Source organism: Janibacter limosus NBRC 16128 (assembly GCF_001570985.1).
Classification (GTDB): domain Bacteria; phylum Actinomycetota; class Actinomycetes; order Actinomycetales; family Dermatophilaceae; genus Janibacter; species Janibacter limosus.
The window spans coordinates 1-13,238 of record NZ_BCSS01000039.1 but is presented as its reverse complement, the minus strand read 5'-3'; the positions used below and the strand labels follow the sequence as shown (position 1 = coordinate 13,238).

Below are 13,238 nucleotides of genomic sequence, written 5' to 3'. Positions count from 1 at the left end.
ACTAGGGCCTGTTTGGGATCTCGTCAAGACCTTCTAAACTGACTCTGTGGACAACGACCCCTTCGAGGCGGTCCGGCGCGAGTCTGACCCTCTCCAGCAAGCACGCATGGCCGGCGACCTCATGTCGCTGTACCGCCAGCGTGGTTACGAACTTGCCCGGATCCGGCGCGACGCCATCAACCGCGTGGTCGAGCAGCGCGGCGGGACGTTCAGTGCTGTGGGTGCGGAGCTCGGCCTGACTCGGGGGCGTATCTCGCAGATTCGCAAGGACGCGCCGGCCACGGAGCGAGCCTTTTTCGGGGTCGGCCCGATCGACGTCGCCACACCGACGCGGCACAGCAGTGAGCGGCCAGAAGGTGTTGTCGCCCTGGAGGACGCAGAGTCTGCTCGGATCATGTCGGACGTCCTGAGGGATCTGGCCTTCGAGGTCCGGCCGGTGGCGATCCCCGTCGATGGTGCCTGGACGCCAGCGCACGAAGCCGTCGTGATCTGCGGACCCAAGTCGTCCCACGTGTCGGCCGAGATCCTCGACCACGATCCCGTGCTGGCCTTTCACGAAGTCGACGGCGGCCAATGGGTCATCGAGGACCGCGCCACCGGCCAACGATTCGAGTCGCCGCTCGACAGCGGGGCGAAGGGGGAGGACGTCGCCTACCTCGGTCGGGTGACGCGCGACGGCAAGACAGTCCTGGTAGTGGCTGGCATCCACGCTCTCGGCTCAGTCGGTGCAGTCTCCTACCTTGCAGAGAATCTGCGGTCCCTCCACGATGCTGTAGGAACCAAGGACTTCTCGATGGCCGTGCGTTCACAGTTCGAGGGCCTGACACCAACAACGACGGAGGTCGCATGGGGACCGGTCACCCACGCGTAGAGATCACTGCAGCCACGCTTGCCGGCGGCGAGAAGAACCAAGATCGCTACGGGTACGGCGATGGATGGGCTTTTGTGCTGGACGGCGCCTCGTCATTCGCGACTACTCAGCTCGAGCATGACGGTGGTTGGTATGCCGACCACCTCAAGGAAGGGCTGTCAGCAGGACTCGAGAGAGGCATCCATCACTCCACAGCCGAGATCGTCGAGGAAGCCATCCGGACCGTAGCGGACCTGCACGGCGACGACGCTGCAAGCTGTCCGACTAGCACCATCGCCCTTGCCCGATGGTGCCACGAGAGAGTCGAGGTGTACCTCCTTGGCGACAGCACGGCCTCGTTGATCGCAGCCACGAGCGAGGAAGAGCTGTCTGATTCACGAGTAGCGGACGTCGGACGAACTATCCGTGAGGAGTACAGGTCGCGCCTCACGGCTGGGCACGGCTTCACTGAGGAACACCGTCAGCTCCTCCAACGACTTCAGGCTGAACAGGCGGCCGCTCGAAACCAGCCGGGTGGATACTGGATAGCGGGCAGTGATCCCAAAGCCGCGAATCACGGCCTGACTCTGACACGTTCACTATCTGGCATTGATGCCCTGGTCCTAGCGACAGACGGGGCCGCCGCTGGCTGCACTTATGGCATCTTCTCTTCATGGGGTGCATTCGCTCAGTGCGATCTCGAAACCATCCTAAGAGAGGTTCACGAAGCGGAATCGCGAGACCCAGAGGGCATCCAGTGGCCACGCAGCAAGCCTCATGACGACAAGACAGCCATTGTCATTCATGGGCCTTTGTGAGCGAGGTTTCAGACAAGGCGGTCACTGCTCAATTCCACGCCATAAGCGCGACGGTTTTGCTCTCGGCGCCCGAAACACATCTCCCGCGCGGCCTATCCACCTGCGGCAGATAATGGCCAAGGTACATCAAAGTCCGACCCGTCCCACATTACACCGAACATTGGGCACAGATGGTACTGCTCAACCCAAGGCCCAAAACGGGAGACCTCCACCCCCTCCACCCTTTCGCAGCCGATGCTGATCGGATAATTCGGATCATCACCCCCCGGTAGCTCTCGAAGCTTACGAAAGGTGGCCACGGGATCGTCGGCTGGCGAGGGTATGACTGCATGGACTTCGGCCGCCTGTAATGTCACAGGATCTCGAAGAATCCAGCGATAATCCTCTGCACTCAAATAGACACAGAGCAGTTCCGAGCGCGATTCATCTGATATTCGTGGACGGTCCTTATCTGCCAGCAGCCTGAGATGGACCGAGTACCACTCACCAAAGCATTTATGCCACAGAGGCTCCGTGGGGTCCATTTGCATCTTTTCAAGCCAATTGGGATAACGGTCCCGGCGTCGAAGCCCGCCCTCAGTAAGCAGCTCCGAGGCCGTACGCGGATATTCACGAAGATTTCTTCCATATACAAGGCGATCCCCAAGGAAGGTTAGGAGCTCCTCAAGCGCAACCATGCTTCTCTCAGCTTCCGAGCGGCTTGGCAAGTAGCCAGCGTGCACTACTCGATGCCGGACAGCAGCCACATCTCTTGCCCAGGCTCCCACTGCACCGCGGCCAGAAACATTCCAGTCTCCGCCCAGTCGTTTGGAAAACTGCGTCTTAACTCGCGTGACTAAACCATCGGGCCAGTCTGCCGCACTCTCCTCGGGAGTAAGCCCCTCTTCCCATCTCATGTGGCAGAGAACAATATTAAGGAGAGCCTCCGAAGCGGTAGAGAACATCACTGCAGCCTCGCGATAATTTCCTCGTTGAAGCGCGACCGCCCCTTGCCTATGCAAATCAAGATAGGCGCGCACTGCTTGGTTCTGGCCGCTCGCCACGTGAACTGCTTCCACCTTCTCTGGGGCCAATTCGGGCACTTCAGATATTCGTGAGATAGTCCCATTAACCAAGAACAGGCAAACTTCAGTCGCTTCGCCACCAGGAATTTCGCTGAACGCGCGAAGAACATACGGGACCAACGAAGGCAACAATTCTCGAGTCAGGATCGTCAGGGGCTGGCGTGTTACCGAATGATAATCAGCCTGGAATTTGGCAACAACTGCCACTGCGGCATCAAGTGCGGGTTCTATCAGCGCTCTCGCATCTTCTGGACCCGGGAGAACGAACCCCTCCTCGAGGCGATCCGCTGCCATAATCGCAGCGCGCACCTGCAGAGGAATTGCCACCTCCGCGATCGTCACATACCCACTGGGAACCATGTCGCGAGTGGAATCGTCGGCAGGGCGATCGTTTATATCCTTAAGGGTTGTAGGTACACCCATTTTTACAGCCGCCATCGTGGCGTCCAGGCCAGAGGCCACAGCAAGGTCTACAGGAATTTGATGAAGGAGTATCGAGGACGCGAGAACGTACGCATTAATGAGATCCCGCACACCCTCATCATCATGAGGGTGTGCGACCTCCCTAGCGTCAGACTCAAGGTTGCGATGCAGGCGAGGTCCAATTTTGACTAGATCACGCACTGAAGAGCCTTCAGGCCATGCGATGACCTCTGGAAGGTGCAGAAAGAACGTCGCGACCGGCTCGTTTTCCGCCACCCAGATCTCTGGTTCGGACTTGGAATTCATCGAGGTCCTGGATGGTGAAGCATGAAGACCAGCTGAAGCGAGGAGACTAAGCGCTCATGCTCCTCGGGCTCCCTACCGTGCCGGCGGTAGTCGTACCAGGCGCCCTCGTCGCAGAGCTGAACCACCCAACGCGTCTTGTCTGTGCGCTCCTCGTACGGAGCACTGAAAATGCGGAGATCCATGACCCACTCGGTCGAGTACACCAAGACCGCACGCATACCGACGACGTCTGAGGTCACGCGCGAAAGCTGCTGGTACACGGGAGCCGGCGGTGGAGCGAGCGACACCCACATCGACCCGTCTTCCCGGACCTCTGGATACCTCGCTACGCTCCTCACGGTGACCGCCTCCTCAGCGCGCTTCCCGAGCTTTCAGGATGCCGTATCGAACACCGCTTGTGCCGAGTCGGCCACCCACCTGCTCGCTAATCTGACTCGCGGACATGCCTGTGGCCGCAACCTCGAGGAACAGCGCGTTGCGCTTGGCAAGGGCATCCGCTAGCGACGCTTCCAACGACTCAACCTCTGATGAGGCCGCCCGTGCACGCCTCAGGAGATCAGTCACTTCGCTCGTCATGGCCCCAGCGTATCGCCGCATTTTCTCCCACATCACGTTCCCTTTCCGCTCAAATCGAGCCCTTTGTCCTTCAGCCAGGGCAGTGGGTCCACCGCCTCCTCGCGCACCCTCACCTCTAGGTGCAGGTGCGCCCCTGACGACTGGCCCGTGTTCCCAACCGCGCCGATTCGTTGGCCCGGCTTCACAGCTTGTCCGACCTTCACGTCGATTCGGCTCATGTGTGCGTATCGAGTCGTGATGCCTCCGCCGTGATTGACGATGACGAGGTTTCCGTAGCCGCTCATCACGTCGGCGTGGACGACCTTGCCGCTGCTCATGGACGAGATCGGCATCCCCTCGGGCGCAGCGAAGTCGGTCCCTTCGTGCATCCGCGAGGCGCCGGTGATGGGGTGGACTCGCATTCCGAAGGGAGAGCTGCGCACCAGCCCCTTCGCCGGAAGGGGCGCTTTCCACTTTCCGGACCCACCCACCGAAATCTGCTCACAGAGCCCGGTCTCACCACTCGCCGCTTCGACGATGGCTACCGACTTCGCTTCGTGCTGTGCGTAGGCCTCGGGAAACCCGGAGCCCTGGACCGTCTGTGCCGCGACTGTGATCGGCATGCTCTGCCACCCCTTCACATCGAGGAGACCGGGGTTGTTCGTGTGCTTGGCACGACCGAAGAAGGCCTCTGTTGCCTTAACGACGTCTTGGATCTCCGACATCGAGCCCCACCCTTGGCTTGGCCGCTGCTGAAAAAGGCCAAGCGAGTCCCTGTCGCCGTGGTCGAGGTTGTTGAGAGAGCTCTCTTGCAGGGCCGTCGCGATCGCCACAACCTGTCCTCGCGTCGAGACCTTCAACTTCTTGGCCACCGCGATGATCTTCGCTGCGTTGTCGGCCTGCTCCTGGGACAGGCCCACGCCAGTGGGTGAGGCGCCGACGCAGGTGATCGACGAGCTTCCCGCGGATGCATCCTCGTTCGCCGAGAAGCCCCCGGTGGAGGCCGCGACCACCACGAGCAGGAACAGCCACATGGCGACGACGAAGGCGGCCAGGAGTGCCACGATGATTCGTCGATACCGCCAGGCCAACTGAGCGCCAGCAACCCATGGGTCCATCAGGACACCTCTTGTCCTGAGACCGGGACAAAGCCGGTCACGCGCAAGGTTCCTTCATCCGCGACGGAAACCGTGACGTCCACTCCGCCGATCGACCCGCCGCGCAAGGGAAACCGCATCTTGCCCCCGACCTCAGCACGGGAAGCGACTTCACCAGCGCCGAAGGATCCTGTCGGCAGGTTCTCCAGTTGGACGCTCTTCAGACCCTCGTACACGTCATCGCTCACCACAGGACGAAGCCGCTTCAACCACGCGCGTCGGCCACCGTTGGTGTTGTCGTAGCGACTGATGAACGACTGCGCTGTCTTCTCCCACAGAGCGGTGGTCGCCCCCTTCACAGCGCCGTGCGACGACCTCGACGAGGCCACGATCGGAATGGATGAGCTGGACTGCCCGCCTGACTGCGAAGGCGGCGTCGCCAGTCCTTGTTCCTCGTGAGGCATCACCCGCGTCACGATCACCGCAGCTACGACAGCGAGGACCACGAGCGCGCCTCGCACGATCTGTCCCTTGCGCTTCACGACGCTTCGCCCCGATCTACCTCTTCGAGGCCATTGCTGGATACGAAGGTCTTCGTGGAGGCGTCGTAGAAGACCCATCCCGCCTCATCCGGGTTGGCGTGCCCGCCCTCAGTCACAGCGCCGTCGTCGTAACGTGCCGGGATGGGATCGGATGGCGCTGCCTGTGCGGACACCACCTGCTCGATCGGGTCAGACAACGAGTCCTCGATGACGACCACGGGCACCGCGGGCGCGAGGTTGGGGCCCTCCTCCGCGATTGGGCTGGGGTCCTCTCCCTTCGGCACGTCGACCTGCACGTCATCGACCGTCACAACAACGGGCGAAGGGGGGCGCTCAGCCCTGGCGTCCTCCTCCACCTCGAGTTGGGTGGGGACGTCCTGTGTGATCGGTGCCGACGTAGGCGAGTCGGCAGGCTGCACAGCGACGCCGGGCTCGTCCGCCGAATCCTTCTCGGAGGACTCCTCGTCGACATCTCGCTCGGTCTCAGCGGAGTCGTCGTCCTTCCACTGGTGTGTGGGCTTGCCACCACCATCTTTGGACTGTTCCTTGTCGTTCCCTTCTTCTTCCTCTTCCCCCTCCTCTTCCTCGTCGTCACCCGCACCACCGAGCGCTGTGCCGGCTGCGATCGTCAGGACTGTCTTGGCAACCGTGACCACTCCGTGCGCAGCTGAAGCGTCCGCACCGGGCATGTTCAACGACGTGAACCGCGTCAGAGCTCTGACCGGGTGCAGGACGATCCACCCGACGAGGGTCAATACCCCCACCGCTAGGCATTGCCAGCCAAAGGGGATCTCGTTGGCTTCGGTGATGAAGCGGGCCAAGGCGATGTATACGGCAGCGCCCAGGCCAAAGATGACGGTGTTGAGAGCCACTGCGGCCAACTTGCGGGCGACTGAGCGAGCGACGGACGGCATCATCGCCATGACGGCGCCCAGCATCGGTCCCAGGATCACGGTGAAGCGCCAGTAGAGGAAGCACAGGAGCAGGAGCACGAAGGCCAGGAAGGGAAGGGAGAACGCCGTGGGGGCGACCAGCGAGCCGCCGATAGCCAGGCCCATTCGCTGACCGAAGTTGGAGTTGGTCAACGTGTTGTAGGCGCTCGGGTCCTCGTCCTTGATCTTCGACGCGACCTCCTTGAAGTCCTTCTTCTTCTGCTCGTAGATCTTCTTCCCGGCCCCGCTCGGGTCACGGTTGACCTGGTCCTTCTCCGCGTAAGTCAGAGTCCTGGAGGCGTACAGCTCATATCCGTACTTCTGCGCCACGGCCGAGTCATCCGAGCCGAGCTGGCCACGCAGCCACACGTCCCAGACCAAAGCCTTGTACAGCGGCCCGACAAACACGGCGCCAGGCTGCTCCCGGTCCGCCTGGGTCGGCGGCTCATCCTTGCCGCTGATGATGTTCTTCTGCCCGGTCAGCACGACCGCCGACACCGTGTCGTCAGCCGCCTTCGATGCCTTGATCGGCCAACCAACGGTCAGACCGACGACACACAGACCGATCAGCACGAAGACCAACACCCGCAGGGTCTGGCTGACCTGTCGACGAGCAGCGAAGACCAGAGCCGACAGCGCCGCGACGAGGATGAACATCGGCATCAACGGTTCTGCGAAGGACTTCGCCATGGCCGTCGACGTGTGCTGCAAGACCGGGTCGAGGAAGTCCAACCAGTCGGGGTTGCCAAACGCGTTCCCCGCCGACACCGTCGCACCCGCCGAGAGCACCGCGGGAAGGAAGACGGTCGACGCGATCCCGTCCGTGACCTCAGCCGGCTTGTCCGTCACATCACCAGTGCCGAAGTCGCAGTCGTCGTCGAAGGAAAACCACGACAGCCCAGCAACGCCGTGGTTCTGCAGCAGACTGGCGCCGGAAGTCGGGTCGACCTGCTTCGGCGCAGTCTCGGGAGGGGGGAGCAACCATCCGCCCAGACCATCAGCCGGCGACTCGGCCACAGGCGCGGTCTCGCAGCCGAAGGGGTCAGGAGCGGCAGCAGCCGGAGCCACGCCAAGGACGAACGTCCCAAGACTCGCCGCGAGCAGGGACAGAACGACTCGATAGACGGTCCGCATCAGACCCACTCCAGTTCGCTGGCGACGCCACCGACGTTGCGGCGGTCTAGGCCCTTGGGGCGGGTGTCCAGCAGCTCCCAGAGCCCTGGGAGAAGATCGCGGTTCACCCGGAATCGCCCGACCTTGCCGTTGATTCGTGCGACGAAGTCGCGGTACTCCGCGCTCTCGGGAGTCCCCTCGCGAGACCGCAGGTTGCCCAGGGTGCGTTCATAACCGACGCCGGTCTTCACCCCGATCAGACGCAGGGCGTCTTCCTGCTGGTCCGGGTCGTCCAGGGCGCCGATGAAGGCATCACTGATGAGCGCCTTCGAGGCCGACTGCGCGGACAGAGCCGTGTGTCGGTCCTGCGAGCTAGTCACGATGCGCGCGTTCCACTTCCGACTGTCTCGCTCGAGACGCGCGAAGAGGTTTCGACCCGAGGCCCACTCCGACAGACGGTGCGCCTCGTCCAGGCCGACGAACTTCCGCTCGTTCATCCCACCCGAGTAGATCCGCGACGACGCAAACTGCGCCGCGAGGTTGAGCACCGCCACCGACAGTCGCTCATCGACAGACCACGACGAACGCTCAGCCTCCTGCTTCGGCAGGCTCATGCCCGGAAGAGTGATGACCAGAAGGCGTGCGGAGGACTGCGCCGGCGAGCCCGTGTTGAAGAACAACCGCGTACGCGGATGATCCATCATCTGGTGCAGGCTCTCGTACAGAGTCCGGGCCATGTCCTCAGGAAAGAGCGACCGGTCCGCGAGCAACTCGACGACGTCCGCCAGCGACCCGTACTGAGTGCTCTCCTGCTGCGACAGAGCTCGCGATAGAAGGACCTCGGTCATCGACCCGGACATGACCCCCTCGGGAAGGATGCTGCGCATCGCGTCCAGAGCCAGCGCCGTGCGCTCCATCCGAGCCACCTGCCGGGCGTCCTGCCACTTCTGCCCGAGGTAGTCGGTCCGCTCCCGCCGCGTGGCCAGCGTCCGAAGCTTCTCCTGCACCGCGTCATCTGCCTCGATCGACTCCGAGGTCGGATCCACCACCACGCCGAAGGGAGACAACGTCCCCTCTGCAGCGTCGAGCAGGTTCAACGCGCTCGACACATGCTCGATGGGCGCCCACTTCGTGATCCGCGCCAACGGACCTGACGGGTCGAAGACCGTCGTTGAGACGTTCGACAGCGTTTCCAACGCCGCGAAGAGCCCCATCAGCGTGGACTTCCCGCCGCCGAGACCAGAAACCAAGGGCGTGAGGCCAGACCGGGAGAACTGCTCCATGCCCTGGTGCATGTCCCAGATGAAGGGGTGGCCACCGGCTCCGACTGTTGAGCCGATCAGGTGGCCTTCGCGATCGCCCAGTCGGCTGGACACGTTCGGCAGCCCTGCTGCATATGTCACCACCGGCATGTGCCGAAGGTGAGCAGTCGTCGAGATGCTCTCACCGGGCACGAACTCCCGGTAGGCGCCCTCGACGTTGCGCATGAACTTCAGGTCGATCCGCTCGGCCTCGTAGTGCTTGATCAAACCTTGAGCCCGCTCCAGGGCCGCCTTGCTCGTCGGGGCGGCCACAGCGAACCGGACGTAGGCGTAGACGCGGGTGGACTCGGTGCCGTAGCCCTCCTCCATCTCGTGCTTCATCGAGCGCGCCGCCCGGTGCGCCTGTCCGAGCATGGGCGGCTCCATACGCGAGTCCACGCGCTGGAATTGGTCCTTCTGGTCGTGGATCAGTTGCAATCGCTTCTCCACATCCTTGGCAGCTCCTCGCCCGTCCCGCACGACGAAGTGCGCGGACATCTCGAAGCCTCCGTAGCGGCGCGCATAGGCCGCCCACGGTGGGGAGGTCTCTGGGATGGAGCGATCCTCCATGCGAGCCATCGACAGCACGGCCAGATGCGTCTCCACGGGGTCGACCGTCCTCGAGCGATCCGGGGCCCCGACCAGGCGCAGGGTGCGCGATCCGATGGGACCGGGGTGGACCTCGACCTGATCCATCACGCCGGCCAGGTCGAAGACGTCCACCGGCTCAGCTCCTGCGGCCCATGACGGCGATGGGTTGGGCAGTCCGAGACCGCGTGATCTGGCGACCAGCCATTCCACCTCGCGCTGCGTGGCCGGCCGGCCCAGCGACTCCATGAGCGCATCGAGGTTCTCGATGTCCGTACTCATCCGGGACGCGGCACGACCTGCGCGGTCGCCGCCACGAAGCCCGGAGAGCATCTGCGCCACCGTTGACTCGTTCCCAACCGAGACGCCCCACAGGACCGGAGTCGCAGAGAGCGACCGCGAGGCCAGCACCCTTTGACCGCCAGCCAAATAGTCGCGCCATGCCGCCTCGTCGACCGGGCTCGGAGTACCAGCATCCAGAGCCGCAGCCCACATCGACGCCGCGAAAGGCATCGAGGACACCCGCTCATGAACCGTGCGGCCGCCAAGGCCCGTGAGCACCCGAGCGGCGTTGTGAATGTGCGCTTCCCGCTGGTCGGTGGACAGGAACTCCCAGTCGACCTCTCGTAGCACGTACCAGGCGCGCACCTCGCCGCGTGCGGTCGTGACGTGCCCCGAGACCCCGGTCAGCTGCCAGTCATACGACTTCGGCAATGACACATCGAGGCCCCGGCCCATTGCTTCCTTCGACTTTGCAAACTTCATCGCAGGTCACCCACCTTCGCGTCTTGGTCGAGCCGGTCACGGCGGTACCGTCGCCGCGTCGTCAGCTCTGATCGGATGATCCGGACCCATGCGCCGAACGGGACGTCACCAGTGACGAAGTCGGCCAGGACCCAAGAACAAATTCCGCCGAAGACCGCTCCAGAGACGGCCGCGAGGAACCACCCCAGAGGCGAGAAGACCAGCGCCAGAACCGGAGCGAGAACCAGCCAAATGAACACGGCCACGTAGCGCGGGTGCATAGGAATCTCGATCCCGTCCACCTCGACGAGTCGTCCCTGGAACCGCCATACGCGGTCGTCCGTCGTCAGTCGCACGGCTGCCCACCTCAGAAGTTGAAGATGGCCGAGACCATCTCGCGGCCGGTCGAAGTGCCGACGAGACCGGCCAGACCAACGATGAGGAAGACAATCAGAACCCCTCCCAAAGTCGATAGGAGGTCGCGTACGCCCGACTTCTTGGTCCCGAAGGCGAAGAGTGCAACGAGACCCACCGCGATGATGCCGATGCCGAGCAGACCGAAGAGCTCACCCTTCAGCCCGTCTGTATTGACGATGTCCGCCGACACCGCAGTAACCCGAGACGTAACGTTCAAACCCAACATGAAAACCACTCCTCTTCCTGATCAGTGGCGGACTATCCGCACACCACAAACGTACGCAGCGCACAGCGCACTGCGCATCTTTCGCACGAATAACGCTCTTTTGGTTCCACGAATCCTGCCCGCCAACTCAGGACACCACAGGCCAACGGTCGCTGCAGGCGATTGTCCACAGGCGCTTCTCCGCCACAGTCGAGCTGGCCCACTGCGGATCAACTCAGACACTGCTACCACCGGTAACGAAGCGGGCGGTACGGTTGAGCGTGTCACCGCCCGCTACGCGGACAGGACAGTTCAGGGCACGCTCGCGGATCACACGGCAGGAGCATTCACGGTGGCCAAATCGATTGAGGTTCTCGGCGACACCTTCCCCCCGGCGACTCGGTGCAGTGTCGTCACTGTGATGACTCCCTGATGGGGCCGTGGACGGTAACCGAGATCAAGGACCTCGTCGCGGTAATCGGAGGTGCGTCGTCATTCGGAGGTGTTGTATTCGCAGCTTTCTCAGCTCGCGGGCGCCTCAAGCGCAGACAGTCGGCGCTAAGTGAGTTGCTCGATCGCCGTGACCTGGCGCCCGCCGCTAGGAATGCGCTGGTAAAGCGCCGCGACGAGGTGATCGCGAAAATCATCGCGGCTGACTACGTCTCCCCTGTTCACCTACTCCTCGTAGCTTGTGTTCCCCTAGTACTGCTCGCCCTGTTGGCAGCTTCCGCGCACAATGCAGGGGCAACTTCAAACGTGGCCGAACTGCGCGACATCGAGGGGAAGGGGACGTGGGTACCTCCCGCCCTATTCCCTGCCGTCGTGGTGCCGTGCGCCATAGGGCTGACCTGGGTTCTACACCTACTCAGTGAAAGATCCCGTATCCAAAGTGAAATTCTTCAGGGCAACGTCCCCGACACGAGGCCGGCACCACGCAACCAAGATCTTTACGTTTGGGCCTTCTCCTTCGGACTGCCAATTTTCACTATCGGACTGTTTGCGGTCATTGGGTGGTCACCGCAATCGGCGTTGCCGAAACTTGTAAGCCCATCGATACTCATCGTGGGTCTCTTTCTCACCTATCTTGGACTGAAGCCGTTCGTGCAACGACTTCCTGCCCACCTCCGCGAAGGGCCTTTTAACCCTACGTTCGTGTCGCGGCAGCCAGCAAAGCCTCGCGACTCGCGAGACGACCAAGAGGGGACCGACGTATAGGGCCGCTGGCCCCTACCTCACGAACGGCGGCAACAAAACTGCGACCGATGTAGCTCGACAGCATCCGTCGCCCTTTCCAACCCCCTCGGTTCGTGTGATGACTTTCCCTACTGACTCAAGCGCGCCTCCGGCGCGAAGAAGCGCGGGGCCCCGCGATGGGGACCCCGCGCTCCGGCGCTGGCGCGCCTACGCGCACCCCACCGCACCCCGCGCGTCAGCCGGGATCCACTCCCAGCAGCCGATGCAGCGAAATCAAGTCCGCCTCGGCTGATCGTCGCAGCCGGCCTCGAGCATCGGCGTCCAAGTCAGCCGGCTTCACCACCACCAGGCGGAGTCCGTGCGCTGGGATCAACTCTTCACGTCTCGCGTCGTAGATAGCTCGTTGGATTCCTCGGTGGACACCGCTGACCGTCAAACGATCCGGCTTGTCAAAATGAGCCGTCGGGCGGTCGTGCTGCAGTTCCCGGTACTCGACAACGAGTCCGCACCCTGGCCAGTAACCATCTACGGGCAGCCGGCGGGCGGACCCGTTCTTACCGACGTCCCCGAGCAGCCAGTCGAAGCGGTGTTGTCGTCGGCTACGTTCCCCCAGTACCTGATCGCATAGATCGAGGACGTACGCCTCGTCACTGTTAGCACGAGCCATGACAATCACAGTAGTGACCGGTAGATACTTTGGGCGTCCTCCGAGGAGTCGACCCGACACTTGAGCATCCGCCGGCCTCCGGACCGCGTCCAGGGCGCTGCGCGTCGCTTCGCGATGGCCTACGGCCACCCTTGACCCGGCCACTCCGGACGGCTCTTGTGCTCCGCTATCGGGTCGGCGCCTCTTCCTGGCCACAACGTTGCCGTGGGCACCAAATGGGCACACACCGGTCGAGAACGACCTCTCCGACCGCTCCCGGTTGCCACGGTTCCCCCGATAGATCCGGGAGACCAGCCAGCCGGCCAGCGCCCAGAGCGCTCTCCTAAAGAAGGTGTCGCTGGTTCGATTCCAGCCGGGGGCACTCAGTTTTTGATTCGCCTGCACAGCGCGACCTATGCCGCTCCGAGCAGCCCCCCGAAGTG

The 13,238-nt window shown here is 62.9% G+C and carries 10 protein-coding genes; 2 read left to right on the top strand and 8 right to left on the bottom strand.

All coding sequences use genetic code 11. The features are described 5' to 3' along the window. Positions 1 to 46 precede the first annotated feature (46 nt). Together JLI01S_RS13240 and JLI01S_RS17030 are read left to right on the top strand one after the other, a co-directional pair. Positions 47 to 871, top strand: coding sequence for a hypothetical protein (locus JLI01S_RS13240; protein WP_068265401.1), 825 nt, complete (start codon positions 47 to 49; stop codon positions 869 to 871). Beyond that, positions 847 to 1,668, top strand: coding sequence for a hypothetical protein (locus JLI01S_RS17030; protein ID WP_157074962.1), 822 nt, complete (start codon positions 847 to 849; stop codon positions 1,666 to 1,668). The genes JLI01S_RS13240 and JLI01S_RS17030 overlap by 25 nt, the downstream gene beginning before the upstream one ends. Positions 1,669 to 1,760: 92 nt before the next feature. Here the strand turns inward: JLI01S_RS17030 and JLI01S_RS17025 are convergent, their stop codons facing one another. From JLI01S_RS17025 to JLI01S_RS16740, 8 genes are all read right to left on the bottom strand, one after another. Continuing rightward, a complete protein-coding gene (locus JLI01S_RS17025) occupies positions 1,761 to 3,461 on the bottom strand; it encodes a hypothetical protein (protein WP_157074961.1) in 1,701 nt (566 codons plus the stop codon). 608 nt (positions 3,462 to 4,069) lie between these two features. Then, on the bottom strand, positions 4,070 to 5,134 hold the full coding sequence (locus JLI01S_RS13225) for a M23 family metallopeptidase (protein ID WP_068265395.1): 1,065 nt from the start codon (positions 5,132 to 5,134) through the stop codon (positions 4,070 to 4,072). After that, positions 5,134 to 5,655 carry a hypothetical protein gene (locus JLI01S_RS17020; RefSeq protein WP_157074960.1) on the bottom strand — a complete coding sequence of 174 codons (522 nt, stop codon included), beginning with the start codon at positions 5,653 to 5,655 and terminating at the stop codon, positions 5,134 to 5,136. Before JLI01S_RS17020 ends, JLI01S_RS13225 begins: the two co-directional genes overlap by 1 nt. After that, the gene (locus tag JLI01S_RS13215; RefSeq protein WP_068265391.1) at positions 5,652 to 7,721 is read right to left on the bottom strand and encodes an MFS transporter; all 2,070 of its coding nucleotides are present in this window, start codon (positions 7,719 to 7,721) and stop codon (positions 5,652 to 5,654) included. Before JLI01S_RS13215 ends, JLI01S_RS17020 begins: the two co-directional genes overlap by 4 nt. Beyond that, complete coding sequence (locus JLI01S_RS13210) at positions 7,721 to 10,354, bottom strand: ATP-binding protein (RefSeq protein WP_084349421.1); 2,634 nt, start codon at positions 10,352 to 10,354, stop codon at positions 7,721 to 7,723. The genes JLI01S_RS13215 and JLI01S_RS13210 overlap by 1 nt, the downstream gene beginning before the upstream one ends. Further along, positions 10,351 to 10,689, bottom strand: a complete 339-nt coding sequence (locus JLI01S_RS13205) for a hypothetical protein (protein WP_068265387.1) — start codon at positions 10,687 to 10,689, stop codon at positions 10,351 to 10,353. The genes JLI01S_RS13210 and JLI01S_RS13205 overlap by 4 nt, the downstream gene beginning before the upstream one ends. An 11-nt stretch (positions 10,690 to 10,700) precedes the next feature. Further along, on the bottom strand, positions 10,701 to 10,940 hold the full coding sequence (locus tag JLI01S_RS13200) for a hypothetical protein (RefSeq protein WP_068265385.1): 240 nt from the start codon (positions 10,938 to 10,940) through the stop codon (positions 10,701 to 10,703). Between the two features lie 1,444 nt (positions 10,941 to 12,384). Next, the gene (locus JLI01S_RS16740; protein ID WP_084349426.1) at positions 12,385 to 12,816 is read right to left on the bottom strand and encodes a hypothetical protein; all 432 of its coding nucleotides are present in this window, start codon (positions 12,814 to 12,816) and stop codon (positions 12,385 to 12,387) included. Positions 12,817 to 13,238 lie beyond the last annotated feature (422 nt).

What these genes read in the sequence shown, in the direction of transcription:
- JLI01S_RS17030 (WP_157074962.1), top strand. Translation starts at nt 847, where the DNA reads ATGGGGACCGGTCACCCACGCGTAGAGATCACTGCAGCCACGCTTGCC.
- JLI01S_RS17025 (WP_157074961.1), bottom strand. Translation starts at nt 3,461, where the DNA reads ATGAATTCCAAGTCCGAACCAGAGATCTGGGTGGCGGAAAACGAGCCG.
- JLI01S_RS13225 (WP_068265395.1), bottom strand. Translation starts at nt 5,134, where the DNA reads ATGGACCCATGGGTTGCTGGCGCTCAGTTGGCCTGGCGGTATCGACGA.
- JLI01S_RS13215 (WP_068265391.1), bottom strand. Translation starts at nt 7,721, where the DNA reads ATGCGGACCGTCTATCGAGTCGTTCTGTCCCTGCTCGCGGCGAGTCTT.
- JLI01S_RS16740 (WP_084349426.1), bottom strand. Translation starts at nt 12,816, where the DNA reads ATGGCTCGTGCTAACAGTGACGAGGCGTACGTCCTCGATCTATGCGAT.
- JLI01S_RS13210 (WP_084349421.1), bottom strand. Translation starts at nt 10,354, where the DNA reads ATGAAGTTTGCAAAGTCGAAGGAAGCAATGGGCCGGGGCCTCGATGTG.